The 24,466-nt window shown below is 72.5% G+C and carries 23 protein-coding genes, 1 tRNA gene and 1 pseudogene; 12 read left to right on the top strand and 13 right to left on the bottom strand.

The annotated features are described in order from the left end of the window. Positions 1–1,791 carry a stealth family protein gene (locus AB0K92_RS13460; protein ID WP_365922328.1) on the bottom strand — a complete coding sequence of 597 codons (1,791 nt, stop codon included), beginning with the start codon at positions 1,789–1,791 and terminating at the stop codon, positions 1–3. A gap of 164 nt (positions 1,792–1,955) precedes the next feature. On the opposite strand from AB0K92_RS13460, the gene AB0K92_RS13455 reads away from it, so the two are divergent. After that, the gene (locus AB0K92_RS13455) at positions 1,956–2,717 is read left to right on the top strand and encodes a phosphoglyceromutase (protein WP_365922326.1); all 762 of its coding nucleotides are present in this window, start codon (positions 1,956–1,958) and stop codon (positions 2,715–2,717) included. Between the two features lie 66 nt (positions 2,718–2,783). Here AB0K92_RS13455 and AB0K92_RS13450 read toward each other — a convergent pair whose 3' ends face one another. From AB0K92_RS13450 to phoU, 6 genes and pseudogenes are all read right to left on the bottom strand, one after another. Continuing rightward, positions 2,784–3,080 carry a ribosomal protein L7/L12 gene (locus AB0K92_RS13450; protein ID WP_365922324.1) on the bottom strand — a complete coding sequence of 99 codons (297 nt, stop codon included), beginning with the start codon at positions 3,078–3,080 and terminating at the stop codon, positions 2,784–2,786. Between the two features lie 67 nt (positions 3,081–3,147). Continuing rightward, positions 3,148–3,288: pseudogene (locus tag AB0K92_RS13445) on the bottom strand (calcium-binding protein); the annotation flags it as partial. Beyond that, complete coding sequence (locus AB0K92_RS13440) at positions 3,276–4,727, bottom strand: FG-GAP and VCBS repeat-containing protein (RefSeq protein WP_365922322.1); 1,452 nt, start codon at positions 4,725–4,727, stop codon at positions 3,276–3,278. The gene AB0K92_RS13440 and the pseudogene AB0K92_RS13445, both read right to left, overlap by 13 nt. A 183-nt stretch (positions 4,728–4,910) precedes the next feature. Beyond that, positions 4,911–5,159 (bottom strand): SCO4226 family nickel-binding protein, encoded by a 249-nt coding sequence (locus tag AB0K92_RS13435; protein WP_365922320.1) that lies wholly within the window; start codon positions 5,157–5,159, stop codon positions 4,911–4,913. A 127-nt stretch (positions 5,160–5,286) separates the two neighbouring features. After that, positions 5,287–5,451 (bottom strand): hypothetical protein, encoded by a 165-nt coding sequence (locus AB0K92_RS13430; RefSeq protein WP_365922318.1) that lies wholly within the window; start codon positions 5,449–5,451, stop codon positions 5,287–5,289. A 199-nt stretch (positions 5,452–5,650) separates the two neighbouring features. Beyond that, positions 5,651–6,352 (bottom strand): phosphate signaling complex protein PhoU, encoded by a 702-nt coding sequence (gene phoU / locus AB0K92_RS13425; protein ID WP_166000009.1) that lies wholly within the window; start codon positions 6,350–6,352, stop codon positions 5,651–5,653. Between the two features lie 354 nt (positions 6,353–6,706). Here phoU and AB0K92_RS13420 point away from each other — a divergent pair, with 354 nt between their 5' ends. Together AB0K92_RS13420 and AB0K92_RS13415 are read left to right on the top strand one after the other, a co-directional pair. Then, positions 6,707–8,020: an ATP-binding protein gene (locus AB0K92_RS13420; RefSeq protein ID WP_365922316.1), complete on the top strand. Its 1,314-nt coding sequence runs from the start codon at positions 6,707–6,709 to the stop codon at positions 8,018–8,020. Next, positions 8,017–8,697 carry a response regulator transcription factor gene (locus AB0K92_RS13415; RefSeq protein WP_166000005.1) on the top strand — a complete coding sequence of 227 codons (681 nt, stop codon included), beginning with the start codon at positions 8,017–8,019 and terminating at the stop codon, positions 8,695–8,697. The genes AB0K92_RS13420 and AB0K92_RS13415 overlap by 4 nt, the downstream gene beginning before the upstream one ends. Positions 8,698–8,781: 84 nt before the next feature. Here AB0K92_RS13415 and AB0K92_RS13410 read toward each other — a convergent pair whose 3' ends face one another. Beyond that, positions 8,782–9,489 carry a DUF461 domain-containing protein gene (locus tag AB0K92_RS13410; protein WP_365922314.1) on the bottom strand — a complete coding sequence of 236 codons (708 nt, stop codon included), beginning with the start codon at positions 9,487–9,489 and terminating at the stop codon, positions 8,782–8,784. A 618-nt stretch (positions 9,490–10,107) separates the two neighbouring features. Here AB0K92_RS13410 and AB0K92_RS13405 point away from each other — a divergent pair. The 6 genes from AB0K92_RS13405 to AB0K92_RS13380 all read left to right on the top strand — a co-directional run bounded on the left by AB0K92_RS13405 (position 10,108) and on the right by AB0K92_RS13380 (position 16,682). After that, complete coding sequence (locus tag AB0K92_RS13405; protein WP_003953493.1) at positions 10,108–10,590, top strand: CarD family transcriptional regulator; 483 nt, start codon at positions 10,108–10,110, stop codon at positions 10,588–10,590. Positions 10,591–10,946: 356 nt separating this feature from the next. Beyond that, positions 10,947–11,699, top strand: a complete 753-nt coding sequence (gene ispD / locus AB0K92_RS13400; protein WP_365922312.1) for a 2-C-methyl-D-erythritol 4-phosphate cytidylyltransferase — start codon at positions 10,947–10,949, stop codon at positions 11,697–11,699. After that, on the top strand, positions 11,689–12,204 hold the full coding sequence (gene ispF / locus AB0K92_RS13395) for a 2-C-methyl-D-erythritol 2,4-cyclodiphosphate synthase (protein WP_240926230.1): 516 nt from the start codon (positions 11,689–11,691) through the stop codon (positions 12,202–12,204). Before ispD ends, ispF begins: the two co-directional genes overlap by 11 nt. Positions 12,205–12,371: 167 nt before the next feature. Continuing rightward, positions 12,372–13,772 carry a cysteine--tRNA ligase gene (cysS, locus tag AB0K92_RS13390; protein ID WP_365922310.1) on the top strand — a complete coding sequence of 467 codons (1,401 nt, stop codon included), beginning with the start codon at positions 12,372–12,374 and terminating at the stop codon, positions 13,770–13,772. Positions 13,773–13,864: 92 nt separating this feature from the next. Further along, positions 13,865–14,806, top strand: coding sequence for a 23S rRNA (guanosine(2251)-2'-O)-methyltransferase RlmB (gene rlmB / locus AB0K92_RS13385; RefSeq protein WP_365922309.1), 942 nt, complete (start codon positions 13,865–13,867; stop codon positions 14,804–14,806). A 127-nt stretch (positions 14,807–14,933) separates the two neighbouring features. Beyond that, positions 14,934–16,682, top strand: a complete 1,749-nt coding sequence (locus AB0K92_RS13380; RefSeq protein WP_365922307.1) for a DoxX family membrane protein — start codon at positions 14,934–14,936, stop codon at positions 16,680–16,682. A gap of 337 nt (positions 16,683–17,019) precedes the next feature. On the opposite strand, the gene AB0K92_RS13375 is transcribed toward AB0K92_RS13380, so the two are convergent. The 3 genes from AB0K92_RS13375 to ugpC form a co-directional block, all read right to left on the bottom strand. After that, positions 17,020–17,751, bottom strand: coding sequence for a nucleotidyltransferase family protein (locus AB0K92_RS13375; protein WP_165999992.1), 732 nt, complete (start codon positions 17,749–17,751; stop codon positions 17,020–17,022). Positions 17,752–17,920: 169 nt separating this feature from the next. Then, positions 17,921–18,376, bottom strand: coding sequence for a hypothetical protein (locus AB0K92_RS13370; protein ID WP_365922305.1), 456 nt, complete (start codon positions 18,374–18,376; stop codon positions 17,921–17,923). Positions 18,377–18,584: 208 nt separating this feature from the next. Continuing rightward, the gene (gene ugpC / locus AB0K92_RS13365; RefSeq protein WP_165999988.1) at positions 18,585–19,673 is read right to left on the bottom strand and encodes a sn-glycerol-3-phosphate ABC transporter ATP-binding protein UgpC; all 1,089 of its coding nucleotides are present in this window, start codon (positions 19,671–19,673) and stop codon (positions 18,585–18,587) included. Positions 19,674–19,897: 224 nt separating this feature from the next. Here ugpC and AB0K92_RS13360 point away from each other — a divergent pair. Beyond that, positions 19,898–19,970, top strand: a tRNA-Thr gene (locus AB0K92_RS13360). Between the two features lie 82 nt (positions 19,971–20,052). Next, positions 20,053–20,430 (top strand): hypothetical protein, encoded by a 378-nt coding sequence (locus AB0K92_RS13355; RefSeq protein ID WP_365922303.1) that lies wholly within the window; start codon positions 20,053–20,055, stop codon positions 20,428–20,430. Between the two features lie 82 nt (positions 20,431–20,512). Here the strand turns inward: AB0K92_RS13355 and AB0K92_RS13350 are convergent, their stop codons facing one another. Then, the gene (locus AB0K92_RS13350) at positions 20,513–21,400 is read right to left on the bottom strand and encodes an aminoglycoside phosphotransferase family protein (protein ID WP_365922301.1); all 888 of its coding nucleotides are present in this window, start codon (positions 21,398–21,400) and stop codon (positions 20,513–20,515) included. Positions 21,401–21,490: 90 nt separating this feature from the next. On the opposite strand from AB0K92_RS13350, the gene AB0K92_RS13345 reads away from it, so the two are divergent. Continuing rightward, the gene (locus AB0K92_RS13345; protein ID WP_365922299.1) at positions 21,491–22,888 is read left to right on the top strand and encodes an FAD-dependent oxidoreductase; all 1,398 of its coding nucleotides are present in this window, start codon (positions 21,491–21,493) and stop codon (positions 22,886–22,888) included. A gap of 3 nt (positions 22,889–22,891) precedes the next feature. Here the strand turns inward: AB0K92_RS13345 and AB0K92_RS13340 are convergent, their stop codons facing one another. Then, positions 22,892–24,412: an MFS transporter gene (locus AB0K92_RS13340; protein ID WP_365922297.1), complete on the bottom strand. Its 1,521-nt coding sequence runs from the start codon at positions 24,410–24,412 to the stop codon at positions 22,892–22,894. Between the last annotated feature and the right edge of the window lie 54 nt (positions 24,413–24,466).

Genomic DNA, 24,466 nt, shown 5'->3' with positions numbered 1-24,466 from the left:
TCAGACCCGGGGCTCGGCGGTGCCGGGCCGCGCCCCGGACCGCCTCTCGGACGGCTTGCCCGGCAGCTGCTCGGACGGCTCCTCCGGCAGCTGCCCGGGCTGCTTCTCGTACGGGCTGGGGAACGGGAAGTAGTCCTCCAGGAACTCGTGCATCCGGGCGCCGACCTGCTCCCGCTCCTCCGGCGGCACGTCGACGTCGTTGAGGCAGAAGAAGTCGAAGCGGCGGTTGCGGCGCAGGTCGGCCAGGCGCCGGGCGGCGTCCGGGCGGCTGATGTTCACGTACCGGAAGGAGAACTTCCCGGGCACGCCGCGGCCCGTCATCAGCGCGTACTGGTAGAGCAGCGGAGCCGTCATGGCGATGTCCGTCGGCGAGCGGAACCGGGACGCCGTGGTGCGGGCGATGTCCGCGGGGAACAGCTCCTCCAGCGCCCGCAGCGCGCCGCGCTGCTGCGGCAGCGGGGTGTGCATGAAGTTGTTCGTCGTCATCCGCCCGAACTTCTCCAGCAGCAGCCGGCGGACGTTCTTGCTGGCGGAGTTGGTGGCGGTCTCCTCGCCGTGCGGCTTGCCGACACCGATCTTCAGCGGGGAGACCGGGATCTTCATCAGGCCGCTGCCGTAGAAGAAGTGCTCCGGGGTGACGCGGCGGCCGACGAAGACGTCGTCGTTGAAGTAGAGGTAGTGCTCGGACAGGCCCGGGATGTGGTGCAGCCGGGTCTCGATGGCGTGCGAGTTGAAGACGGGCAGCACGTCCTCGGGGAAGATGTCCCGGTGATCGACGACGGTGATCCCCTCGGCCCGGTCGTCCAGCCAGTGCGGGCGCTGCCCGTCGGTGACGAGGTAGATGTGCCGCACGAAGTCGGCGTACATCGCCAGTGAGCGCAGCGAGTACTTCAGCTCGTCGTGGCTGGTGTAGCGGGAGGCGTTGGTCTCCTTGTCCAGGATCTCGGCCGTCCCGCGCTCCTGGTACCGGGCCCGCTTCGCCCGCATCTGCGGCTCCTCGCCGTCCACCCACGTGTAGACGACGTCGACCGGGAACGTCACCCGGTTCACGGTCGGCACGGTGAACGGCGCGAAGGTCGGCAGCTCGCGGTCGCCGACCCGCACGGTGGCGGGCTGCCGCTCCGCGGCGGGCAGGACATCCGTCAGCCCGTTGTTGCGGGGCGCGACGATCGAGTCGCGGAAGACGTCCTCGGACGCCTGCGGCTGCACCTTGGCCAGCCGCCGGGGCCCGTCCCCGGACTCCAGCAGCTCACCGCCGTCCTCCCAGAACTCCACGTCACAGGCCAGCTCGGGGCCGGCCAGCAGCTGCCCGGCGGGCCCGAGGTGGTTCTCGCCGATGCGCAGCACCGGGGCGGAGCGCAGCGGCGCGGGCAGCACCCCGTCCATGAACATCGCCGGATGTTTCAGCTGCCCGCCGGGCAGCGGCCGCCCGATGAACACCGCCTTGCCCGCGTTGCGCGCCTCCAGGGCGGCGAGGAACCGCTCCCGGTCGGCGGCGGCGACACCGACGATGTGCCGCGTCCGCGAGGTCGGCACCAGGAAGTACGGCACCCCGGCCTGCTCCAGCGCCGCGATCACGATCTCCAGGTTGCCGGCGGCCGCCTCCGCGGCGGTGAACCGCGACACCACCCGCCCGTACAGCCGCTGGCCGCGCACCGCGACCGGCCGCAGCACCGGATCGGTGACCGCGGCCTTCCGCCGCCGCCGCATCGTCCGCAGCTGCCACACCCGCTCGGCGGCCTTCCGCTCTACCCGCGGGCGCATCCGCCGCGCAAAGGAACGCACGGTCACGTTCTGTGCTCCTCTTCTGCTCCCCCTGCACAAGTCCTGCGTTAACGAGACAGACGAATGTGAGGAAAGGTTGTGGAAGAGTTCACCGGCCGGTAACGAGGGCGTCGCCGCCGGCGGGGGAGCGTGGCCCGCAGCCCCCATACCCCTTAGGTAGGCTCGAAGCCATGGCCGACGCACCGTACAAGCTGATCCTCCTCCGCCACGGCGAGAGCGAGTGGAACGAGAAGAACCTGTTCACCGGCTGGGTGGACGTCAACCTGACCGCGAAGGGCGAGAAGGAGGCGACGCGCGGCGGCGAGCTGCTGAAGGACGCCGACCTGCTGCCCGACGTCGTCCACACGTCCCTCCAGAAGCGCGCCATCCGCACCGCGCAGCTCGCGCTGGAGGCCGCGGACCGCCTGTGGATCCCGGTCCACCGCTCCTGGCGCCTGAACGAGCGGCACTACGGCGCGCTCCAGGGCAAGGACAAGGCCCAGACCCTCGCCGAGTTCGGCGAGGAGCAGTTCATGCTGTGGCGCCGCTCCTACGACACCCCGCCGCCGCCGCTGGACCGCGACGCCGAGTACTCCCAGTTCTCCGACCCGCGCTACGCGACCCTCCCGCCGGAGCTGCGCCCGCAGACGGAGTGCCTGAAGGACGTCGTCAACCGGATGCTCCCGTACTGGTTCGACTCGATCGTCCCCGACCTCCTCACCGGCCGCGTCGTCCTGATCGCCGCCCACGGCAACTCGCTGCGCGCCCTGGTCAAGCACCTCGACGGCATCTCCGACGCCGACATCGCGGGCCTGAACATCCCCACGGGCATCCCCCTCTCCTACGAACTCGACGCCGAGTTCAAGCCGGTCAACCCCGGCGGCACCTACCTCGACCCGGAGGCGGCGGCCGCGGCGATCGAGGCCGTGAAGAACCAGGGCAAGAAGAAGTAAGCCCGCCTGAAGAAGCCCCCTGCCCGCGGTTTCCCCGCCGGGAGGGGGCTTCTTCGCACTCCAGGGCTAGGGTGCCACGGCCGCGCGCCCTCCGGGCTCCGCCTCCTGTCGCCACTCCGCTGCGGCACCGGCACGGCGGAGCACGGCGACAGCGGACTGCGCCCTGTACGCGGACAGCCCCTGGCACAGCGTGACGGGCGCTCGGCGCACCAGCGCCCGGCAGTCCCACAAGCTCAGCCCGGTCACCTTCCGCACGGCGCGGATCACATCCCTCTCGCGGGACCCGCAGTCGACGAGCACCACTTCGTGGGACGGATCGTCGCAGAGCAACACGCAGTGCTCGGTGGACTCTTCGTCGGACACTTCACCCTCCTGCCTCGGCCTCGTTGAGCGACGCGGGCGAGACGTGCCCGCCGCTCCCGGTGGCGTGCTACCGCACGTCCACGAAGTCGCCCGCCGCCTTCACCGCCGGAGTGGTGGAGGTCCCGGTGAAGTACCAGCGCCAGTAGCCGTCCTCGGTCGCGGTGGCGCGCGTTGTGAGCGGCCCCGCCGATGTGTTCAGCGCGCGAACGGCCCGCCCAGCCGGTCGTACGGCAACTTCAGCGACGTCACCGAGTACGCCTTCGCGCCCGTCGTCGTGAGCCCCGTACCGGAGCCCTTGAGGAAGTGGACGAGGCCCCAGCGGTCCTCGTAGCCGAGCTGTTCGTTGGTGCTGACGGCCAGGTCGGCGCGGCCGTCGCGGGTGTAGTCCGCGAACTTCAGGCTGGCGCCGAACAGGTCGTCGGTCTCGGGGGTGCCGGTGATGCCGGAGGTGTCCTGCGAGTAGGACTTGGCGCCGGTGCCGGACAGGCCGCCCGCGCGGCCGAGGAGGACGGTGACCGAGCCGGCGTTGCGCTTGGCGCCCAGGTCCTCGCCGGCGGCGCCGACGGCGAGGTCCGCGTAGCCGTCGCCGTTGACGTCACCGGCGGCGATGGCGGAGCCGAACTGGTCCTCGTTCTCGGAGGAGCCGGGCACGCCGGTGGTGTTCTGGGTGAACCTGGCCTGCTTGCGGGCGGTGTCGGGGCCGTTCGGGCCGCCGTACTGCACGGTGACGTAGCCGCGCTCGCCGTCCCCCGCCTCGTAGCCGCGGCCGATGGCCAGGTCGCCGTAGGAGTCCTTGTCGAAGTCGCCGACGGCGAGGATGTCGCCGCCCTGGTGGCCGCCGTCGTCGGGCACCCGCAGCTCGGCCGCGCGCTGGGTGAAGGCGCTGCCGCCGCGGTGGAAGTAGGCCCGCAGGTCCAGGTCGCCGGAGCGCACGAGGTCCCTGCCGAGGATGTACAGGTCGGTGGCGGCGTCCGGGGTGACCTTGCCGGCGACCAGGTTGTCGGGCGCCAGGTAGCCGTAGCCGCCCCCCAGGGAGTCCCAGCCGCTCTTGCCGCCGGTGCGGGTGAACGGGCCCTTCAGCAGGACCACGCCCGCCGTGCTGTTGCTGGTCACGGCGAGGTCCGCGTCGCCGTCGCCGTCGAAGTCGCCGGTCACCACGTCCTGACCGAACACGTCACCCGAGTGCTCGTTCTGCGGGGGGATCGGCGAGTTGAAGACCGTGCCCGGCCCGAGGCCCTTGGCGCCGCCCCAGACGACGGTGAGCCCGCCGCGCATCTGTACGTCGCCGGCGTCCTCGTAGGGGGACGACACGACCAGGTCCGCGTAGCCGTCCCGGTCGAGGTCGGCCGTGGTCGCGGCGGTTCCCCAGCCGTCGTCCGTCTCCACCGCGCCCGGGATGCCCGGCGAGTCCTGGTGGATGACCTGGACGCGGGTGCCGGGGCCGGAGGAGGTGCCGTAGACGACGGTGACCCGGCCGTCCTTGCCGTGCTCGCCGCCCAGCATGACGAGGTCGCGGTAGCCGTCGCCGTTGAAGTCGTCCGACAGCTTGGCGGGGGCCGCCGAGGCCGCGGGGGCCACGAGGAGCGGTGTGCACACCGCTGCCACGAGAGCCGCGGCAGCGGTGAGGGCGGTACGTCTGGCGCGCATGGTTCTCCGGTGTCGAGGGGGCCGAGAGCGTGCTGTGAGCGGCCTTCTGGTGTGCTCGGACACGCTCTACGACCTGCGCGGCAGCCGAATGGTTGTACGAAACCCGGACCCGGACCCCGGACCCGGACCCCTGCGCTCCCGTACCTGCGTACTGCCCTGCTTCCGTACTTCCGTACTCCCGCGCTACACCCTCAGCGGCACCGCATGCACCTCGTCCGCCCTGTGCCCGGCCCGCTCGTGGACGCGCTGGACCGCTTCGGCCGACGGCGCCTCGGAGAGGCAGTAGACGACTCCGGACTCGGGATCGGCCCACGCCTGCTTGAAGTGGACCCGCTCGTCCTGCTCGATGGCGAGGTCGGCCTGGTGCGCCTCGCGGAGCTGGTCCTCGGTGATGCCCTTCATGTTGTGGTGGACGTCCATGAACTCGGGCATGGCCTCCACCTCCTTCCCAGGGGGAGCCCTGCCACCCCTTCCACGGGCAGGGGCCTGCCACCCCTTCCATGCTGCGCCGAAGGGCCCCCGGCAGCACGCCGGAGGCCCTTCGTGACGTGACGTGTGGTCACCCGCACTGGCACGGGTTGCCCGACTGGCAGCCGCAGCCGCAGCCCGATCCGCAGCCGCAGGCGCCGATCAGTATCAGGTTCCTGATCTCCGCCGGCTGCTCGGTCCCGCGTTCCCGCGTGGGGTCGGGCGTCGTACCCGGAGTGCTGGGGGAATCGGCCATGGTCCCTCCTCAAGGCTGGAGCCTGTGCCCATTGCACGCCCGGTCCCCTGGGCGCATCAACGGCGCACTGTGGCTCGTACGCGCCCCGCCTCACTCCGACGCCCCGGTCAGGCGCCCTCCGCCCTAGCCACCGGCTGGGCCAGACGCCCTCGCCCCCACCGGCGGCGGGGTCAGGCGCCCGCCCCCGCCGCCGGCCGGGTCAGGCGCCCTCCGCCCCCGCCGCCGGCTGGATCTCCGTCTGCAGCTCCTGCTGGAGCTCGTCCGCGTGCTCACCGGTCACCAGGAACACCACCCGCTTGGCGACCGCGACCGCGTGGTCGGCGAACCGCTCGTAGTAACGGCCGAGCAAGGTCACGTCGACGGCGGTCTCGATGCCGTGCTTCCAGCGGTCGTCCATCAGGTGCTGGAAGAGCGTGCGGTGCAGCAGGTCCATCGCGTCGTCGTCCTGCTCCAGCTGGAGCGCAAGGTCGACGTCCTTGGTGACCAGCACCTCCGCCGCCTTCGCCATCAGCCGCTGGGCGAGCTGGCCCATCTCCAGGATGGTCGCGTGCAGGTCGTGCGGGACCGCGCGCTCGGGGAAGCGCAGCCGGGCCAGCTTCGCCACGTGCTGGGCCAGGTCGCCGGAGCGCTCCAGGTCGGCGGACATCCGCAGCGAGGTCACGACGATCCGCAGATCCGTCGCCACCGGCTGCTGGCGGGCCAGCAGGGCTATGGCCCGTGCCTCCAGGTCGTGGTGGAGGTCGTCGACCTTCTGGTCGGCCTCGATCACGTTCTCGGCCAGCTTCAGATCGGCGTCGAGGATGGCCGTCGTGGCGCGCCCGATCGCCGACCCGACCAGCCGGGCCATCTCGACCAGCCCGTCGCCGATCGAGTCCAGTTCCTCGTGGTACGCGTCCCGCATCAGGGTTCCCTCTCGTGCGTCGTTCCCGGGAGTCCGGTGGGTCCAGGGTCCGGGTAATTTCAGGGGTCCGATTGGTTTCAGGGGCCAGGGGCCGAGGCGCCAGGCGTCCAGGGGCCGTTCGCCGAGGGGCGTGGCCGCCGTGGCCGCCGGGCCCTTGCCGCGTACCCCCGCCGCACACCCGTGCCGAAGACCCGTTCCGTCAACCCCACGCTCCCACGATCCGTCCCCTACGCGTCCGTTTCCGCCACCCCAAATGAACCATCACTGGCTCCTGGGTGAACTCTGGGCGACGAGTGTTCGAGCTCCACCACGGATGGCTGTGGCCACGCCTCTCACCATGCCTAACCTGGATGCATGGACGTGAACGCGGCGGTCGCCGCAGCGGCTGCGATCGCCGGGGTACTCACCGGTGTCATCGCCATGCTGGCGTTCCGTTGGAGCGAGCGCGACCTGAAACGACCCACCCGCACCTCCCTGCACACCGATCCGGTCCTGCCACCCGGCGTGGACACGGTCCTGTCCGTGCTCCGCTCGTCGGCCGTCGTCCTGGACGAGGCCGACGCGGTCGTCAAGGCCAGTTCGGCGGCGTACGCCCTCGGCCTGGTGCGCGGCGGCAAGCTGGCCGTGGAGCCGATGCTCCAGATGGCCCGCGACACCCGGCGCGACGGCGAGATACGGCAGGTCGAGCTGGACCTGCCGCGGCGCGGCACCGGCCGCGGCGAGGCGCTCGCGGTCTCCGCGCGGGTCGCCCCGCTCGGCTCCCGCCTGGTGCTGCTGCTGGTCGAGGACCTGACGGAGGCCCGCCGCATCGAAGCGGTACGGCGCGACTTCGTCGCCAACGTCAGCCATGAGCTGAAGACCCCGGTCGGCGCCCTCTCCCTGCTCTCCGAGGCGGTCATGGACGCCTCCGACGACCCGGAGGCCGTCCAGCGCTTCGCGGGGCGGATGCAGATCGAGGCGACCCGGCTGACGAACCTGGTGCAGGAGCTGATCGACCTCTCCCGGGTGCAGAACGACGACCCGCTGGAGGACGCCGAGCCGGTCGCGGTGGACGAACTGGTCGCCGAGGCCATGGACCGCTGCCGGCACGCGGCCTCCACCAAGCAGATCACCATCGCCTCCAACACCGGGGCGCACGAAGGAGCCGACCAGGGCGGGCGCCGCGCGGCCGGCGCCGACCTGCACGTCTGGGGCAACCGCGGCCAGCTCGCCGCCGCCCTCGGCAACCTCGTCGAGAACGCCGTGAACTACTCGCCCGCCCGCACCCGTGTCGGCATCGCCGCCCGCCGGGTCACCGCGCAGGGCGGCGACATGATCGAGATCGCCGTCACCGACCAGGGCATCGGCATCTCCGACAAGGACAAGGAGCGCATCTTCGAGCGCTTCTACCGCGTCGACCCGGCCCGCTCCCGCGCCACCGGCGGTACGGGCCTGGGCCTCGCCATCGTCAAGCACGTGGCCGCCTCGCACGGCGGGGAGGTCACGGTGTGGAGCTCCGAGGGACAGGGCTCCACCTTCACCCTGCGGCTGCCGGAGGCGGGCGCCGCCCGCGACCGGGCGCAGCACGGCTCCGCCGGCGGCGGAGCGGGTGCCCGCTCCTCCCGCAGCACGTCCCCCGACGCACCCCCGTACGAAGAAACAGTTCCCGCCCCGGAGGTCCTTCCGTGACCCGTGTGCTCGTCGTCGAGGACGAGGAGTCCTTCTCCGACGCCCTGTCGTACATGCTCCGCAAGGAGGGCTTCGAGGTCGCGGTCGCGACCACCGGGCCCGACGGACTCGACGAGTTCGAGCGCAACGGCGCCGACCTCGTCCTCCTCGACCTGATGCTGCCGGGTCTGCCCGGCACCGAGGTGTGCCGGCAGCTGCGCAGCCGCTCCAACGTTCCGGTGATCATGGTGACCGCCAAGGACAGTGAGATCGACAAGGTCGTCGGACTGGAGATAGGAGCCGACGACTACGTCACCAAGCCGTTCTCCTCCCGCGAGCTGGTGGCCCGGATCCGGGCCGTGCTGCGCCGCCGCGGCGAGCCGGAGGAGGTGGCGCCGGCCGCGCTGGAGGCGGGTCCGGTGCGGATGGACGTCGACCGGCACGTCGTCACGGTCGGCGGCTCCAAGGTCGATCTGCCGCTGAAGGAGTTCGACCTGCTGGAGATGCTGCTGCGCAACGCGGGCCGCGTCCTGACCCGTATGCAGCTCATCGACCGCGTCTGGGGCGCCGACTACGTCGGTGACACCAAGACCCTCGACGTCCACGTCAAGCGCCTGCGCGCCAAGATCGAGCCGGACCCGGGCGCGCCGCGCTACCTGGTGACGGTCCGCGGCCTGGGCTACAAGTTCGAGCCGTAGGCCGCGGGGTGACGGACAGGCGAAAGGGCGGGGCCTCCTGGTGAGGCCCCGCCCTTCGTCGTACGGCTGTGCGGTCTACGACCCTCAGTGCCCGGCCGCGTCGTGCCCCTCGGCCGACTCGCCGGCCGACGCGGACGCGGTGGCCGCGCCGGACGCGGTGGCGGCGCCGCTCGGGGCGGCGGTGCCGGTGGCGTGGCCGTCGGCCGCGCCGGACGGGCCGGCCTCACCGGACGGCGTGGCGCCCGGGGTCGCCGAGGCGGAGGCGCCCGGCGCCGCCGGGACCTCGCTGGGGCCCCAGGTCGAGAAGTAGCCCCCGGCGGGGACGACGAAGGCCTCCATGCTCACGTCACCGGTCTCGCTGAAGGAGAAGGTGACCTTCTGGGCGTCGCCGTCCTCCAGGCCCTCGCCGTCCTTCAGCACGGCGGAGGCGTTGCCCTTGCCGCCGATGACGACGGAGCCGCCGGCGGGGACGGTCAGCTTGCCGCCGCCCTTGGCGGCGGACAGCTCCACGGGCTGCCCGATCCCGTCCACGGTGATCCTGTCGATCGTCTCGGCGCGGTCACCGGCGTTGAAGACGGTGGCGGAGACGACCGCGGGGCCGGTGGCCTCGGGGTCGGGCTGGGTGATGACGACGGCGTTCTGGATCTTGATGTCGCCGACGCTGGTGGCCGCGTTGTCCGGCTGGATCTGCAGGGTCTGCGCGTTGTTTCCGGCGCCGCAGGCGGCGAGCGAGGCGATCGAGAACGCGATGGCGGAGGCGGCGAGGGCGCCGCGTCGAAGGCTGCTGCTCACGGCGGCGGCAACTCCTTGAACGCAGGGGCAGCTGTCCTTGTAAAGCCGCCCTAAGTGGCTGTCAGCGGCCCCAGGTTACCGAGCCGTCCTCGTGCCGCCGCACCCGACCCTCCCCCGGGGCGAGGTTCGCCCGGCGGTTCGCTCAGCCGGGGGGTACCGTCCGGCTTTCGCATAAGGCCCCGCGGAAGACCGCGGGCAAACGGTTCGCCATACGGCCCGCGACGGCGCGCGAAATTTCCGTGAAGGAATGCGCGGTCGGCCCCGGAATTGATCACCGCGCGGCGCGTGATCGCGGCGTGATCGGGTGGCGTGATCAATTCCGGAATCGTCTCGTACCCACCGTCCCGCACCGAACGGAGTAGCGGAAGTCGAGCACTTGGAACCGGACATATGTGGACGTTCGGCCGCTCGGGGGGCGCGTCGGCGGTATGTGACGTGCCCGTTTCGCCCGGCCCGGACAGCCGCTCCCACCTGCGAATACCTTGTTCCGCCGGCCTCGCGAAGCACGTTCCTGTTGCTGTTGTCAAGCCCCGAGATATGCCCTGACCTGCGAAAACGCCATTCAGAAGACGCCGTATCCGTGTTACCCTGGATAGCCACGGAAGGGGTACCTGTCACATGACGTTCAAGGTTGGCGACACCGTGGTCTATCCCCATCACGGGGCCGCGCTGATCGAGGCCATCGAAACTCGCCAGATCAAAGGCGTGGACAAGACCTACTTGGTGCTGAAGGTCGCCCAGGGTGACCTCACGGTGCGTGTGCCAGCGGACAATGCGGAGTTCGTCGGCGTGCGTGATGTGGTCGGTCAGGACGGACTGGACCGGGTCTTCGAGGTGCTGCGCGCGCCGTACGCCGAGGAGCCCACCAACTGGTCCCGTCGCTACAAGGCAAACCTGGAGAAGCTCGCCTCCGGCGATGTCATCAAGGTCGCGGAAGTCGTGCGTGACCTGTGGCGTCGCGAGCGCGAGCGCGGACTCTCCGCCGGTGAGAAGCGCATGCTCGCCAAGGCCCGCCAGATCCTGGTGAGCGAGCTGGCGCTCGCGGAGAACACGAACGAGGACAAGGCCGAGGCCCTGCTGGACGAGGTTCTCGCCTCCTGACGCGTGGCAGCAGCCCGCTGAACGCTGAAGCCCAGTACATCTCGTACGTACGTCTCGTACTCAGCTGCACCGAGAGACACCGAGTACGCCTCAGTACACCGAACTGCCGCGGTGCCCGATGACGTGGATCACGTCGCCGGGCGCTGCGGCATGTTTCGTCTGCGGCCGCGTCCGCGCCGTCCGCCGAGAGGGCTCCCCCCGGTACTGTGCGTGCCGGGCCCTGGCCGGCGGCTCGACCGGGGTCACGGAAGGGTCCGGTCGAGGCTGGGCGCCCGGCACTCCCCACGCTCGGTGAGCGGGGGGTACCTCCAGGGCCATACCCAACCAGGCCGAGCACACAAACCTGACAGGAAACGATGTCTGACGTATCGCGACCTTCGCCGGGAGCGGCCTCCGTCGCCGCCGTGATTCCGGCCGCCGGGCGTGGCGTACGCCTCGGTCCGGGAGCCCCCAAGGCGCTGCGCGCGCTGAACGGCACGCCCATGCTGGTCCACGCGGTGCGGGCGATGGCCGCCTCCCGCGCGGTGTCCCTCGTCGTGGTCGTCGCACCGCCCGACGGCGCCGCCGAGGTCAAGTCGCTGCTCGACACGCACGCGCTGCCCGAGCGGACGGACTTCGTCGTGGTCCCCGGCGGCGACTCCCGCCAGGAGTCCGTGCGGCGCGGCCTGGACGCGGTGCCGCCGGGGCACGGGATCGTGCTGGTCCACGACGCGGCCCGCCCGCTGGTGCCGGTGGACACGGTGGACGCCGTGATCGACGCGGTGCGCGCGGGCGCGCGGGCCGTGGTGCCGGCGCTGCCGCTCGCGGACACCGTCAAGGAGGTCGAGCCGGCGGCCGTCGCGGGCGAGCCGGAGCCCGTGCTGGCCACGCCGTCGCGCACGCGGCTGCGCGCGGTGCAGACACCGCAGGGCTTCGACCGGGCCACGCTGGTGCGGGCCCACGAAACGGTCACCGACGACGTCACCGACGACGCGAGCATGGTCGAGCGGCTCGGCGTGCAGGTCGTGGTCGTGCCCGGCCACGAGGAGGCGTTCAAGGTGACCCGGCCGCTGGACCTGGTCCTCGCGGAGGCGGTCCTGGCACGCAGGAGGCTCAACGATGGCTTCTGAGGTTCCCCCGCGGGCCCCCCTGGAGATGCCGCTGCCCCAGGTCGGCATCGGCACCGACATCCACGCCTTCGAGGAGGGCCGCGAGCTGTGGTGCGCGGGTTTGAAGTGGGAGGGCGAGGGCCCCGGCCTGGCCGGCCACTCGGACGCGGACGTCGTCGCGCACGCCGCCTGCAACGCGCTGTTCTCGGCGGCCGGGCTCGGTGACCTGGGCCGGCACTTCGGCACGGGCCGCCCCGAGTGGTCCGGCGCGTCCGGGGTGACCCTGCTGACGGAGGCCGCCCGGATCGTGCGCGCGGAGGGCTTCCGCATCGGCAACATCGCGGTGCAGGTCGTCGGCCCCCGCCCGAAGATCGGCAAGCGCCGGGAGGAGGCGCAGAAGATCCTGTCGGAGGCCGCCGGGGCGCCGGTGTCGGTGTCCGGGGCGACCACGGACGGGCTCGGCTTCCCCGGGCGGGGCGAGGGTCTGATGGCGGTGGCGACGGCGCTGGTCGTGCGCGTGGCGTGAGCGGCGCCGCCCGCGGGGGCGCGGGTCGCGACCGCGGGGCCGCTCCGCCGCGGGGCGCGCCGGCCCGCCCGTGCCCGAGCCGGGGCCGGCCCCCGCGGAGCCGGACCCGTGGCGGACAAACCGTGCGACGGCCCACGCACCCTCCCCGGCCCACTACCCTAGGTCCCGTGACTATTCGCCTGTACGACACCAGCGCCCGGCAGATCCGTGACTTCACCCCGCTCAAGCCGGGTTGTGTCTCGATCTACCTGTGTGGTGCCACCGTGCAGGCCGCGCCCCACATCGGCCACATCCGGTCGGGCCTGAACTTCGACATCATGCGCCGCTGGTTCGAGTACCGCGGCTTCGAGGTCACGTTCATCCGCAACGTCACCGACATCGACGACAAGATCATCGCCAAGGCCGCCGACCAGGGCCGCCCCTGGTGGGCGATCGGGTACGAGAACGAGCGCGCGTTCAACGACGGCTACGGCGTCCTCGGCTGCCTGCCCCCGACGTACGAGCCCCGGGCCACCGGCCACGTCACCGAGATGGTCGAGATGATGCGCGGGCTCATCGAGCGCGGGCACGCCTACGAGGCCGACGGCAACGTCTACTTCGACGTGCGGTCCTTCCCCGGCTACCTCCAGCTCTCCAACCAGGAGCTGGAGAACCTGCTCCAGCCCTCCGGCGAGGGCGAGACCGGCAAGCGGGACCCGCGCGACTTCGCCCTATGGAAGGCCGCCAAGCCCGGCGAGCCCACCTGGGAGACGCCCTGGGGCCGCGGCCGCCCCGGCTGGCACCTGGAGTGCTCCGCCATGGCGCACAAGTACCTGGGCAGCGCCTTCGACATCCACGGCGGCGGACTCGACCTGATCTTCCCGCACCACGAGAACGAGATCGCCCAGGCCAAGGCCTACGGCGACGAGTTCGCCCGGTACTGGGTGCACAACGCCTGGGTCACCATGAGCGGCGAGAAGATGTCCAAGTCGCTCGGCAACTCGGTGCTGGTCTCCGAGATGGTCAAGAAGTGGCGCCCCATCGTGCTGCGCTACTACCTGGGCACCCCGCACTACCGCTCGATGATCGAGTACAGCGAGGAGGCGCTCAGGGAGGCCGAGGCCGCGTTCTCGCGGATCGAGGGCTTCGTGCAGCGCGTGGTGGAGCTGGCCGGCGGCCCGGTCGAGCCGTCCGCCGAGGTGCCGCCCGCCTTCGCCGAGGCGATGGACGACGACCTGGGCGTGCCGCAGGCGCTCGCCGTCGTGCACACCACGGTCCGGCAGGGCAACTCCGCCCTGGCCGCCGACGACAAGGACGCCGCCGTGGCCCGCCTCGCCGAGGTGCGCGCCATGCTCGGCGTGCTCGGCCTGGACCCGCTGGATGCGCAGTGGGCCGGCGAGAGCGAGCGCGGCGAGGACCTGCACGGCGTCGTCGACAGCCTCGTACGCCTCGTCCTGGAGCAGCGCGAGTCCGCGCGGGCCCGCAAGGACTGGGCGACCGCCGACGCCATCCGCGACCAGCTCAAGCAGTCCGGGCTGGTCATCGAGGACGGCCCGCAGGGGCCCCGCTGGAGCCTCGGCTCCCGCTGACCGCCCGGCGAAGATCGATTGTGCCGCCCGGGCCGCCGGGCGGCACACTGCAAAGACGTACGCAACCGAAGCACCACACAGACAGGTAGGTCATGGCCGCGAACAACCGTCGCATGTCCGGCAAGAAGGGCGCGCAGGTCGGCAGTGGCGGCCAGCGGCGCCGGGGCCTGGAGGGCAAGGGGCCCACGCCCCCGGCCGAGATGCGCAAGGGACACAAGAAGAACCGCATCGCCACCGCCAAGGCGAAGCAGGCCGCCCGCCGGCCCGCGGCGCGCGGCCGGGGCGGCAAGTCCGCCTCCGAGCTGGTCGTCGGGCGCAACCCGGTGTACGAGGCGCTGCGCGAGGGCGTGCCCGCCACCACGCTGTACGTCCAGCAGTTCATCGACAACGACGAGCGGGTCCGCGAGGCGCTGCAGCTCGCCGCCGAGCGCGGCAACATCAACCTCATGGAGGCGCCGCGTCCGGAGCTGGACCGGATGACCAACGGCCTCAACCACCAGGGCCTGGTCCTGCAGGTGCCGCCGTACGAGTACGCCCACCCCGAGGACCTGCTCGACGCCGCCGCCGACGAGGGCGAGGACCCGCTGATCGTCGCCCTGGACGGGGTGACCGACCCGCGCAACCTCGGTGCCGTGGTGCGCTCGGCCTCCGCGTTCGGCGGGCACGGCGTCCTGGTGCCGGAGCGGCGCGCGGCCGGCATGACCGCCGGCGCGTGGAAGACCTCCGCCGGTACCGCCGCGCGCACGCCGGTCGCCCGCGCCACCAACCTCACCCGCGCACTGGAGCAGTACAAGAAGGCCGGTGTCGTCGTGGTCGGTCTGGCCGCCGACGGCGAGGTCGAACTGGGCGAGCTGGAGGCGCTGGACGGGCCGGTCGCGATCGTCGTCGGCAGCGAGGGCAAGGGCCTGTCCCGGCTGGTCGGCGAGACCTGCGACTTCCGGGTGCGGATCCCGATGCCGGGCGGCGCCGAGTCGCTGAACGCGGGTGTCGCGGCGGGCATCGTGCTGTACGAGGCGGCGCGCCGCCGGGCGTGACCATCCCGAACGGGTGTGTGTATTAGTCGCCCGAAAGGGGTGTTTGGTTCTGTCCGGGCAAGCTTGACGCGGTCCGGACAGATCCGGCGGGTCAAAGCAGTGTCCTAAACACACGTCACTCGGTTAGATGAGTGTGGACACCAGAACACCCCGCACACCCACGGGGGACCGCTCGTCGGGATTCGACGACGCTCCCGCGCTGAGCATGGTGAAGGTGCCGAGCGATCCGGCGCAGATCATCGTCAATCACGCGAGCTTCCGCGTGCAGCTGGGCGCCTCCTCGCGACGCGCGCAATCGCCGCGGGTCGCGCGGCACGTGAGCGCCGCCGAGGACACCGCCCGCATCCCCGCCGCGAGTACGGCCGCGGGCAGAGCGGCCCCCGACGGCGCCCGCCGCCGCCCCGTGGTCTGGAGCGGCAGGTCCGCCCCCGACGACACCGGCGCGCACCGCCTGCTCCAGGCCGTGCGCGGGGCGGGCGTCCGGCACGCCGAGGACCCCTCGGCCGCCGACGCCGGAGCCACCCAGGTCATCCCCCGCGTCGAGACCGGCGCCGACGGCTACCGCGGCGCGGGCCACGACGACGCCGGCCACACCGGCGACGCCTACGGCGGCATCGGCTACGACGACCTCGACCAGACCGTGGAGACCCCCGTCGTCGGCGCCCAGCGCACCCCCGGCGACGGCACCCGGCTGCTGCCGCACATGCGGACCGTGGAGGGGGCGTACGACGAACTCCCCTACGACGAACGGTTGGACGCGGACGCCGACGCCGACCCGGACGCCAACCCGGACACCGACGAGATCACGACCGGGACCGAGAGCCGCGGCCGGCGGCACGGCGACGATCCCGCCCGGCACGCCTACTACCCCGGCCGGCGGATGAACCTGGGGGGCGTCCTCCTCCCGCTGCGGATCTTCCTCGGCTTCATCTCGGTCTACGCCGGCATGGGCAAGCTCTGCGACCCCGTCTACTTCGACGGCGGCAAGCGCGGCTCCATGGTCACGTGGCTCAACACCCTGCACCCCTGGGACGTCGCCGAGCCGCTGCGCCAGTTCGCCCTCGAGCACCCCGTCGGCTCCGGGCTCGTCATCGCCTTCGCCCAGGTCATCGTCGGTGTCCTGACCGTCTTCGGATGCTGGCAGCGGGTCGCGGCCGTGGGCGGTGCGCTGCTGTCGGCCGCGCTGCTCGTCACCGTCAGCTGGAAGAGCGTCCCGGTCTACGAGACGCCCGACATCATCTACCTCGCCGCCTGGTCGCCGCTAATCATCGCGGGCGCGCCGGTGTACTCCGTCGACGGACGCCTCGCCGGGCTCGCCTGGCGCCGCCTCGGCCCGCGCTCCGACATCTGGGAGCTGCGGCGCTACGTGCTGCGCCGCGGCGCCCTCGTCACCGCCGTCATCGTCGGGCTCACCCTGCTGGTCGGCTCCCTGCTGGGCGGCGCCGTGCGCGACGCCGACCGGGTGGTCGTCCCCGGCCCCGACGAGCCGCCGCGCAACGAGCTGCCCGGCTCGCCGCTGCCGCAGGAGCCCGGCGAGCGCCGGGCCGAGAGCAGCCCGTCGGCCCGCACCTCCTCGCCCACCCAGGGCGCCACGTCGGCGCCCACGGCGGGCGCGGAGGGCGCCACGACCACGCCGGACGCGACCCGCGAGGCCGTCACCGGCGGGGCGCCCAGCCAGACCCAGGGCACGGCGGGGCAGGCGCCGCCGCAGCAGTCCTCCCCGGAGCAGCAGGCGCCGAGCACGACGACCGGACCGACGTCCGGCGGCGGCTCCACCACCACCGGCGGCGGCACGGGCTCGCCGGGCGGCAACGGCGGGGACACGTCATCCGGACAGTCCGGCCGGCCCGGCCTGGTCGGGGGACTCCTCGGGTAGCCCCCTCCACCCACCCCGGCACGACGACGGGGCCCCACACCTTTCGGGTGCGGGGCCCCGTTTCGTCGTACGACCGGTCGTGCGGGCTACGGAGTCGCCCTGGAAGGGGTCCCCGAGTGCCGGGAGCCGGGAGAGCCCGGGAAGGCCGGCGCATGGGCGGGGACGGGCAGGCCCGGGTGCCCGGGTGGGGCCGGGGGAGAGGCGGGGAGGCCCGGCAGGGCCGACGGGGCCGGGGTGGGGGCTCCGCGGCCCAGGGAGCACTCAGTGGCCCAGGAAGCAGTCGGCTGCCCAGGAAGGAGTCAGCTGCCCGGCAAGGGCTCCGCGGCCCAGCAGGGGCTCAGCGGCCCAGGGCTGCCAGTTCCTTTGCCGCCTCGGTGAGGTCCTTCGCGGTGTCGATGGCGCGCCAGTACGCGCCGTGCGGGATCGGGAAGCCGGCCAGGCGGCGCTCGCGGGCCAGGTGCGGGAAGGTGGTGCGCTCGTGGTCGCCGCGCTCGGGGAGCAGGGCGGCGAACCCGGGGGAGAAGACGTAGACGCCCGCGTTGATCTCGAAGGTGGACGGCGGGGCCTCGATGAAGTCGGTGATGTGACCGAAGCCGTCGGTGCGGACGGCGCCCCACGGGATGCGCGGGCGGGCCAGGGCGAGCGTCGCGACGGCGTCCCGCTCGGTGTGGAAGTCGGCCATCTCGCGCAGCGAGAAACGGGTCCAGATGTCGCCGTTGGTGGCGTACCAGGGGCGGTCCGGGTGGGGCAGGTGCGCGGCGGCGAACTTCAGGCCGCCGCCGCGGCCGAGCGGTTCCTTCTCCACGACCGTGGTGACGGACACCGGGAGTTCGGCGGAGTCGAGCCAGTCCTTCAGGACGTCGGCGAGGTGGCCGCAGCTGACCACCACGTCGGTGACGCCCTCTTCGGCGAGCCAGGCGAGCTGATGACCGATGATCGGCGTCCCCGTGCCGGGGATCTCGACCATCGGCTTGGGCCGGTCGTCGGTGTAGGGGCGCAGCCGGGAGCCTTGGCCTCCGGCCAGGATGACGGCCTGGACAGGGCGGGCCGCGGCGGTCGGATCAGTCATGCGTCGCACTGTACGCGGGGGGTGCGCCGCAGTCGTCCGGTGGCTCGGGAGGTGCCGGGCGACGCGGGTGCGGGTCGTCCGTGGCGGGCCGCGCCCGTGGGGCGCAGCCGTGGGGCGGTACTGCCCCACGCCCCCGGGGATCGGCTGTGCCGCTCCCCAGGGACCGGGTTCAGCCGTGGGCGGCCAGGACGCCGGACGCGTACGACGTGTCGCAGACCGGGCGGGCGTAGGACTGGGCGCGGGTCGGGCCGTAGGTCGCGACGGCGGCGCGGCCGAGGGCGCGGGCGATGGAGACGCAGTGCCTGGCGAGCGACGGGCGCTCGTCCACGGCCTGCTGGAGGTGGGTGAGGGCGACGCCGGGGTCCTTCTGCTGCAGCTCGGTCAGGAGCTGGTCGCGCAGCACCTCGTGGGCGGCCTTGCGCTGGGTGCGCGTGGCGGCGTCGGCGGCCGAGATGTCCGAGGCGGCGAGCACCGAGCCCTCGGGGTTCCCCGACCAGTTGACATGCGTCACCGCGAGGGTCCCGGAGAGCACCAGGACGACGGGCAGGACGAGGGCGAGGGAGCGGCCGATCCGGCGGGCGGGGCCCCGGCCGCGTCGCGTCTGTGGGGTGGTGGAGTGCTTCACGCTCGTGAGGGTAGCGCCCGGTAATGACATGGCGACATTTGGTCACCGGTTCGGGGGACGGGGAGGCGGCAAAACCGGGTGGCGTGTTGACGAACGGTGGTCGAAATGGGCGAGTGCGCCGGGGTATTTGTCGACAACGAGAAGGGCCCCGCAGGGATCTGCGGGGCCCTCTTCGTCAACCTGGGTGAATTACCCGGGGTTGTTCCGCTCAGTCGGACAGGCGCGCGCCGGTCGACGTGGAGAAGACGTGCGTCTCGCCGGCCCGCGGGACGACGTGCAGCGTGCTGCCCTTCTCGGGGACCTCACGGCCGCCGACGCGGACCACGAGGTCCTTGGACTCGCCGCCCACGTTGGCGGTGCCGTAGACGAACGCGTCGGAGCCCAGCTCCTCCACGACGTTGACGACGACCTCGACACCGAGGTCGGAGTCGGGGCCGGCCACGTCGAAGTGCTCGGGGCGGACGCCGACGGTGACCGTCTTGTCGCTGGTGGCGGAGAGCGCGTCGCGCTGCACCGGCACGACCGAGTTGCCGAACTTCACGCCGCCGTCGGTGATCGGCACCTCGACCAGGTTCATGGCGGGCGAGCCGATGAAGCCGGCGACGAAGAGGTTCGCGGGCTTGTCGTACATGTTGCGCGGGGTGTCGACCTGCTGGAGCAGACCGTCCTTGAGGACCGCCACGCGGTCGCCCATCGTCAGGGCCTCGACCTGGTCGTGGGTGACGTAGACGGTGGTGATGCCGAGGCGGCGCTGGAGCGAGGCGATCTGCGTACGGGTCGACACGCGGAGCTTGGCGTCGAGGTTCGACAGCGGCTCGTCCATGAGGAAGACCTGCGGCTCGCGCACGATGGCGCGGCCCATGGCGACACGCTGGCGCTGACCGCCGGAGAGCGCCTTCGGCTTGCGGTCCAGGTACTGGGTCAGGTCGAGGATCTTCGCCGCCTCCTCGACCTTCTGCCGGATCTCCGCCTTGTTGACGCCGGCGATCTTGAGCGCGAAGCCCATGTTGTCGGCGACCGTCATGTGCGGGTAGAGGGCGTAGTTCTGGAACACCATGGCGATGTCCCGGTCCTTGGGCGGCAGGTGGGTGACGTCGCGGTCGCCGATGCGGATGGCACCGCCGTTGACGTCCTCCAGGCCGGCGAGCATGCGCAGGGAGGTGGACTTGCCGCAGCCGGACGGGCCGACCAGGACGAGGAACTCGCCGTCCGCGATCTCGATGTCCAGGGCGTCGACGGCGGGCTTGTCGGAACCCGGGTAGATCCGGGTCGCCTTGTCGAACGTGACAGTGGCCATGGTGAATGGGCCCCCTTCTACCGGCAGGAACGTGCCGGACGATCCGTTGTAGGAAGGTGGTGGTCTAGTCCGCACGGGTGACCGTGCGAACTGGGTCGAGACGGTACCCGCCGTTCACCTGTTCTGTCAGTAGTCGGACGGCTGTGAACTTCGCGGAAATTTTCGACGGGACCCGGCCGGGAGCTGGGTACACTGCACGGGCGCGCAGTGCTCCACGCGCGCGTGCCTCCTTAGCTCAGCTGGTAGAGCGCCGCTCTTGTAAAGCGAAGGTCGTCGGTTCGAGTCCGACAGGGGGCTCTGGTCCACGCAGTACGAACGCCCCGCCGGTGATCCGGACGGGGCGTTCGGACATCTTCCGGCGACACCGACCGGGGCGGTCATGACAGGCACGAGCAACGCACGCCGGCAGCCGAGACCACTCACGGAACTGTCCGACGTCCACGATCTCCTCGACGAGATACGACTCCGCCCCGGCATGTGGCTGCGGGGGAACTCCCTCCAGCACCTGGACTCCCTGCTGTGCGGCTACCGTGCGGCGATGGCCGTGCACGGCATCGAGGAGGACTTCCCCTTCTGGAGCCCCGGGACGCCGGGACCGTTCGACGCGTGGCTGTGGCGGCGACTCGGCCGGCACAGTTCCCTCGGCTGGGCCGTCGAGATCGAACGCGAGGCCCGGGAGGCCGGTGTGCCGGCGGTCGAGCTGTTCTTCGGCCTGTGGGACGAGTACCGGCAGGGGCGCCGGGCGACGGCGGGATAAGGCGGGGCGCCGCGTGCGTGCGGGCTGAGGCGGGAATTTCCTGCGTGGCGGGTGCGGGCTCTGGTCACCCGGGCCGGGGCGGTCAGCCTCGGGCGCCTCGTACGCGCCGGGCGATCTCCAGGTGGTCCTCGCCGAGGGGGCGTTCGTCCTCCAGGTGCCACAGGCAGGTCTGGAGGACGCGGGCGAGGGTCCAGGCGCGGCTGCGGGGGCGGTTCAGGGCGAGGGTGTCGGTCAGGGCGTCGAAGCGCCAGAGGATCTCGTCCGGGGCGAAGCGGTTGGCGAGCGCCGGGAAGAGGTCGAAGCCGGGGTCGCCGGCGAGGGGCTTGGGGTCGATGGCGAGCCAGTCCGCGCGGTCGGCGCCGAGGACGTTGTCGTAGTGCAGGTCCCAGTGCAGGAGGCGGTCGCCGGGCTCGTCGGCGACCTCGCGGACCGCCGCCGCGCAGTCGGCGAGGAGGCGGCGCGTGTCCGGGTCGGGGACGCGGGCCAGGGCCGGCGGGGTCCGCTCCAGCAGGGCGGGGGCGATGTCGCCGAGGCGGCGCAGGTTCGGTGGGGCGGGGTGGGTGGTGAGCCGGGCCAGGAGGCGGGCGATGACCAGGCACGCCTCGCGGGTGTCGGGGACGCGGGAGAGCGACCGGGACGGGTCGAGGCGTTCCAGGAGCAGGGTGCCGGTCGCCGGGTCGTGGCCGAGGAGGCGGACCGCTCCGTCGCCGTTCCAGGTGCGCAGCGCGACCGGCTCGCCCGCGGTCTCGTCGTCGACGAGCTGGAGTTTGAGGACGGCGGGGGTGCCGTCCGCGCGGCGCACCGGCAGGACCAGGGCGCAGACGCCGTACAGGGACGGGCCGTCGGGCCGCAGCTCCCAGCGGTCCAGGAAGGTCTCGGCGAGGCGGGGCAGGCGGGCGACGAAGGCACGGCCCGCGGCGCCGTTGAACCGCTCCTGGGACGCGGCGAGTTGCTCCGGGACGTCGATCACGCCGACGAGCCTACGCTCGGCCGGGGCGGGCGGGATTCCACCGAATCCGAAGGAGACAGCGGGCTGCGGCGCGGGTTACCGTCCGGGGCCATGAGCAGCGGTGTCGTGAACGGCGGAGTCTCCTTCTGGTACGCGGCGGACGGGTTTCCCGAGGCCAGGAGGCCGTTGGAGGGGGACGCGTCCGCCGACGTGGTGATCGTCGGGGGCGGGTACACGGGGCTGTGGACCGCGTACTACCTGAAGAAGGCCGCGCCCTTCCTGCGGATCACCGTCCTGGAGCAGAAGTTCTGCGGCTACGGCGCCTCGGGGCGCAACGGCGGCTGGCTGTACAACGGCATCGCGGGGCGGGACCGGTACGCGAGGCTGCGCGGCCACGAGGCGGCCGTACGGCTGCAGAAGGCCATGAACGACACGGTCGACGAGGTGATCCGGGTCGCCCACGCGGAGGGCATCGACGCCGATCTGCACAAGGGCGGGGTCCTGGAGGTGGCCCGTACGCCCGCGCAGCTGGCCCGGCTGAGGGCCCACCACGAGGCGGAGGTCGCGTTCGGGGAGAAGGACCGCGAGCTGTACGGCGCGCGGGAGACCGCCCGGCGGATCCGGGTGGCCGACGCGGTCGGGTCGGCGTGGACGCCGCACGGCGCGCGGGTGCACCCGGTGAAGCTGGTGAAGGGGCTCGCGGCGGCCGTGGAGGCGCTGGGCGTGGTCATCCACGAGTCGACGCCGGTCACGGAGATCCGGCCGAAGCACGCGGTGACGCCGTACGGCACCGTCCGCGCGCCGTACGTGCTGCGCTGCACCGAGGGCTTCACCGCCGCCCTCAAGGGGCAGAGGCGGACCTGGCTGCCGATGAACTCCTCGATGATCGCGACCGAGCCGCTGACCGGCGAGCAGTGGGCGGCGATCGGCTGGGACGGCCGGGAGACGCTGGGCGACATGGCGCACGCGTACATGTACGCGCAGCGCACCGCCGACGGCCGGATCGCGCTCGGCGGGCGTGGCGTGCCGTACCGGTTCGGGTCGCGGACGGACAACGACGGGCGCACGCAGGCGGAGACCGTGGAGGCGCTGCGCGACGTCCTCGTCGGCTTCTTCCCGCAGCTGGCCGGGGTGCGGATCGAGCACGCCTGGTCGGGGGTGCTGGGCGTGCCGCGCGACTGGTGCGCGACGGTCACCCTGGACCGGTCGACGGGGCTCGGCTGGGCGGGTGGTTACGTCGGTTCGGGGGTCGCCACGGCCAACCTGGCCGGCCGCACCCTGCGCGACCTCGTCCAGCAGGACTCCGGCCAGGGCGGCCGGACCGAGCTGACCGAGCTGCCGTGGGTGGGGCACAAGGTGCGCAGGTGGGAGCCGGAGCCGCTGCGCTGGCTGGGCGTCCACGGCATGTACGCCACGTACCGCACGGCGGACCGGCGGGAGACGGTGACCCACAGCGCGGCGTCGTCCCGGCTGGCCCGGTGGGCGGACCGGGTGGCGGGGCGGGGCTGAGACTCAGGCCGCGGACTGTGCCGCCGGGGCCTTCTCCGGTGCCCCGTGCCTCGACCGAGGGGGCCTGCCGGTGACCATCAGGGCGGCGACCAGACCGGCGAGGAGCATGATGCCCGCCGCCCACCAGATGGCGACCGAGTAGCCGTGGACGAGGCTCTGGCGGATGATCGCCTCCCGCTGGGCCGGGTGGGCCGGATGGGCGGCGAGGTAGCCGCCGGCGCTGGTGGTGGCGATCGTGTTGAGCAGGGCGACGCCGAGGGAGGCGCCGACCTGCTGCGAGGTGTTGAGGGTGGCCGAGGTGACGCCGGCGTCCCGGGGGGCGACCCCGGCGGTCGCGTTGGCGAACACCGGCGTGTAGGTGAGGCCCATGCCGAGGCCCACGAGGATCAGCGCGGGCAGGATCTCGGTGGCGTACTCCGCGTCCACCGTCAGCCGGGTCAGGACCAGCATCCCGGATGTGGCCAGGAGCATGCCGGGGGCCACCAGCAGGCGCGGGGCGACGCGCGGGACGAGCCGGGCCGAGATCTGGGTCGAGCCGATGATGATCGAGCCGGTGAGCGGCAGGAAGGCCAGCCCGGTCGTGACGGGGGAGTACCCCCTGACGACCTGGAAGTAGTACGTCATGAACAGGAACATGCCGAACATGCCGATCACGGCCAGACACAGGGTCAGGCAGCAGCCCGCGCGGTTGCGGTCCCGCACGATGTGCAGCGGCAGCAAGGGCGTACGGGCCCTGCTCTGCCACCACACGAAACCGGCGAGCAGGGTCACGCCGACGGTGAGCAGGCCGAGCACCCGGACGTCCGCCCAGCCCCTCGGCTCTGCCTCGCTGAGGCCGTAGACGATCGTCAGCAACCCGCCGCAGCCGAGCAGCGCGCCGGGCACGTCGAGCCGGGCCCCGGCGGGGCGGGGGCCGCCCCCGCGCACCAGGGCGTACGTACCGATGAGCGCGGTGATCGCCATGAGCACGTTGACGTACAGGCACCAGCGCCAGCCCAGGTACTCGGCGAGCACTCCGCCGAGGACGAACCCGATGGCCGCTCCGCTGCCCGCCAGGGCGGAGTTGATGCCGAAGGCCTTCCCGCGCTCCTTGGGGTCGGTGAAGGTCGTGGTGAGCAGGCTGAGCGCGGACGGGGCGAGCAAGGCGGCGAACATCCCCTGGAGGGCGCGGGCGCCGAACAGCATGCCCGGGGTGGTGGCCGCGCCACCGAGCGCGGAGGCGGTGGCGAAGCCGGCCAGCCCGATGGCGAAGGTGCGCTTGCGGCCGACCAGGTCGGCGATCCGGCCGCCGAGCAGCAGCAGTCCGCCGAAGGCGAGGGTGTAGGCGGTGATCGCCCACTGCCGGTTGCCGTCGGTCATGCCCAGGTCGCGCTGGGCGGAGGGCAGCGCGATGTTCACGATGGTCGAGTCGAGGACGACCATCAGCTGGGCCATGGCGATGACCACCAGGCTCCACCAGCGGCGGGGGTCCGCGGCCGCAGGAGCCGTCGTGGGGGAGGCCGGGTCACGTCGGGGGACGCTCATGGGGGTCAGAAGACCATGAAACGGTACGTACCGCACCCCGACCGCTCACTCGGC

The sequence above is a fragment of the Streptomyces sp. NPDC052687 genome (assembly GCF_040678395.1).
Classification (GTDB): Bacteria; Actinomycetota; Actinomycetes; order Streptomycetales; family Streptomycetaceae; genus Streptomyces.
Note: the sequence above shows the minus strand (reverse complement) of the source record. Positions and strands in the feature narration are given on the sequence as shown.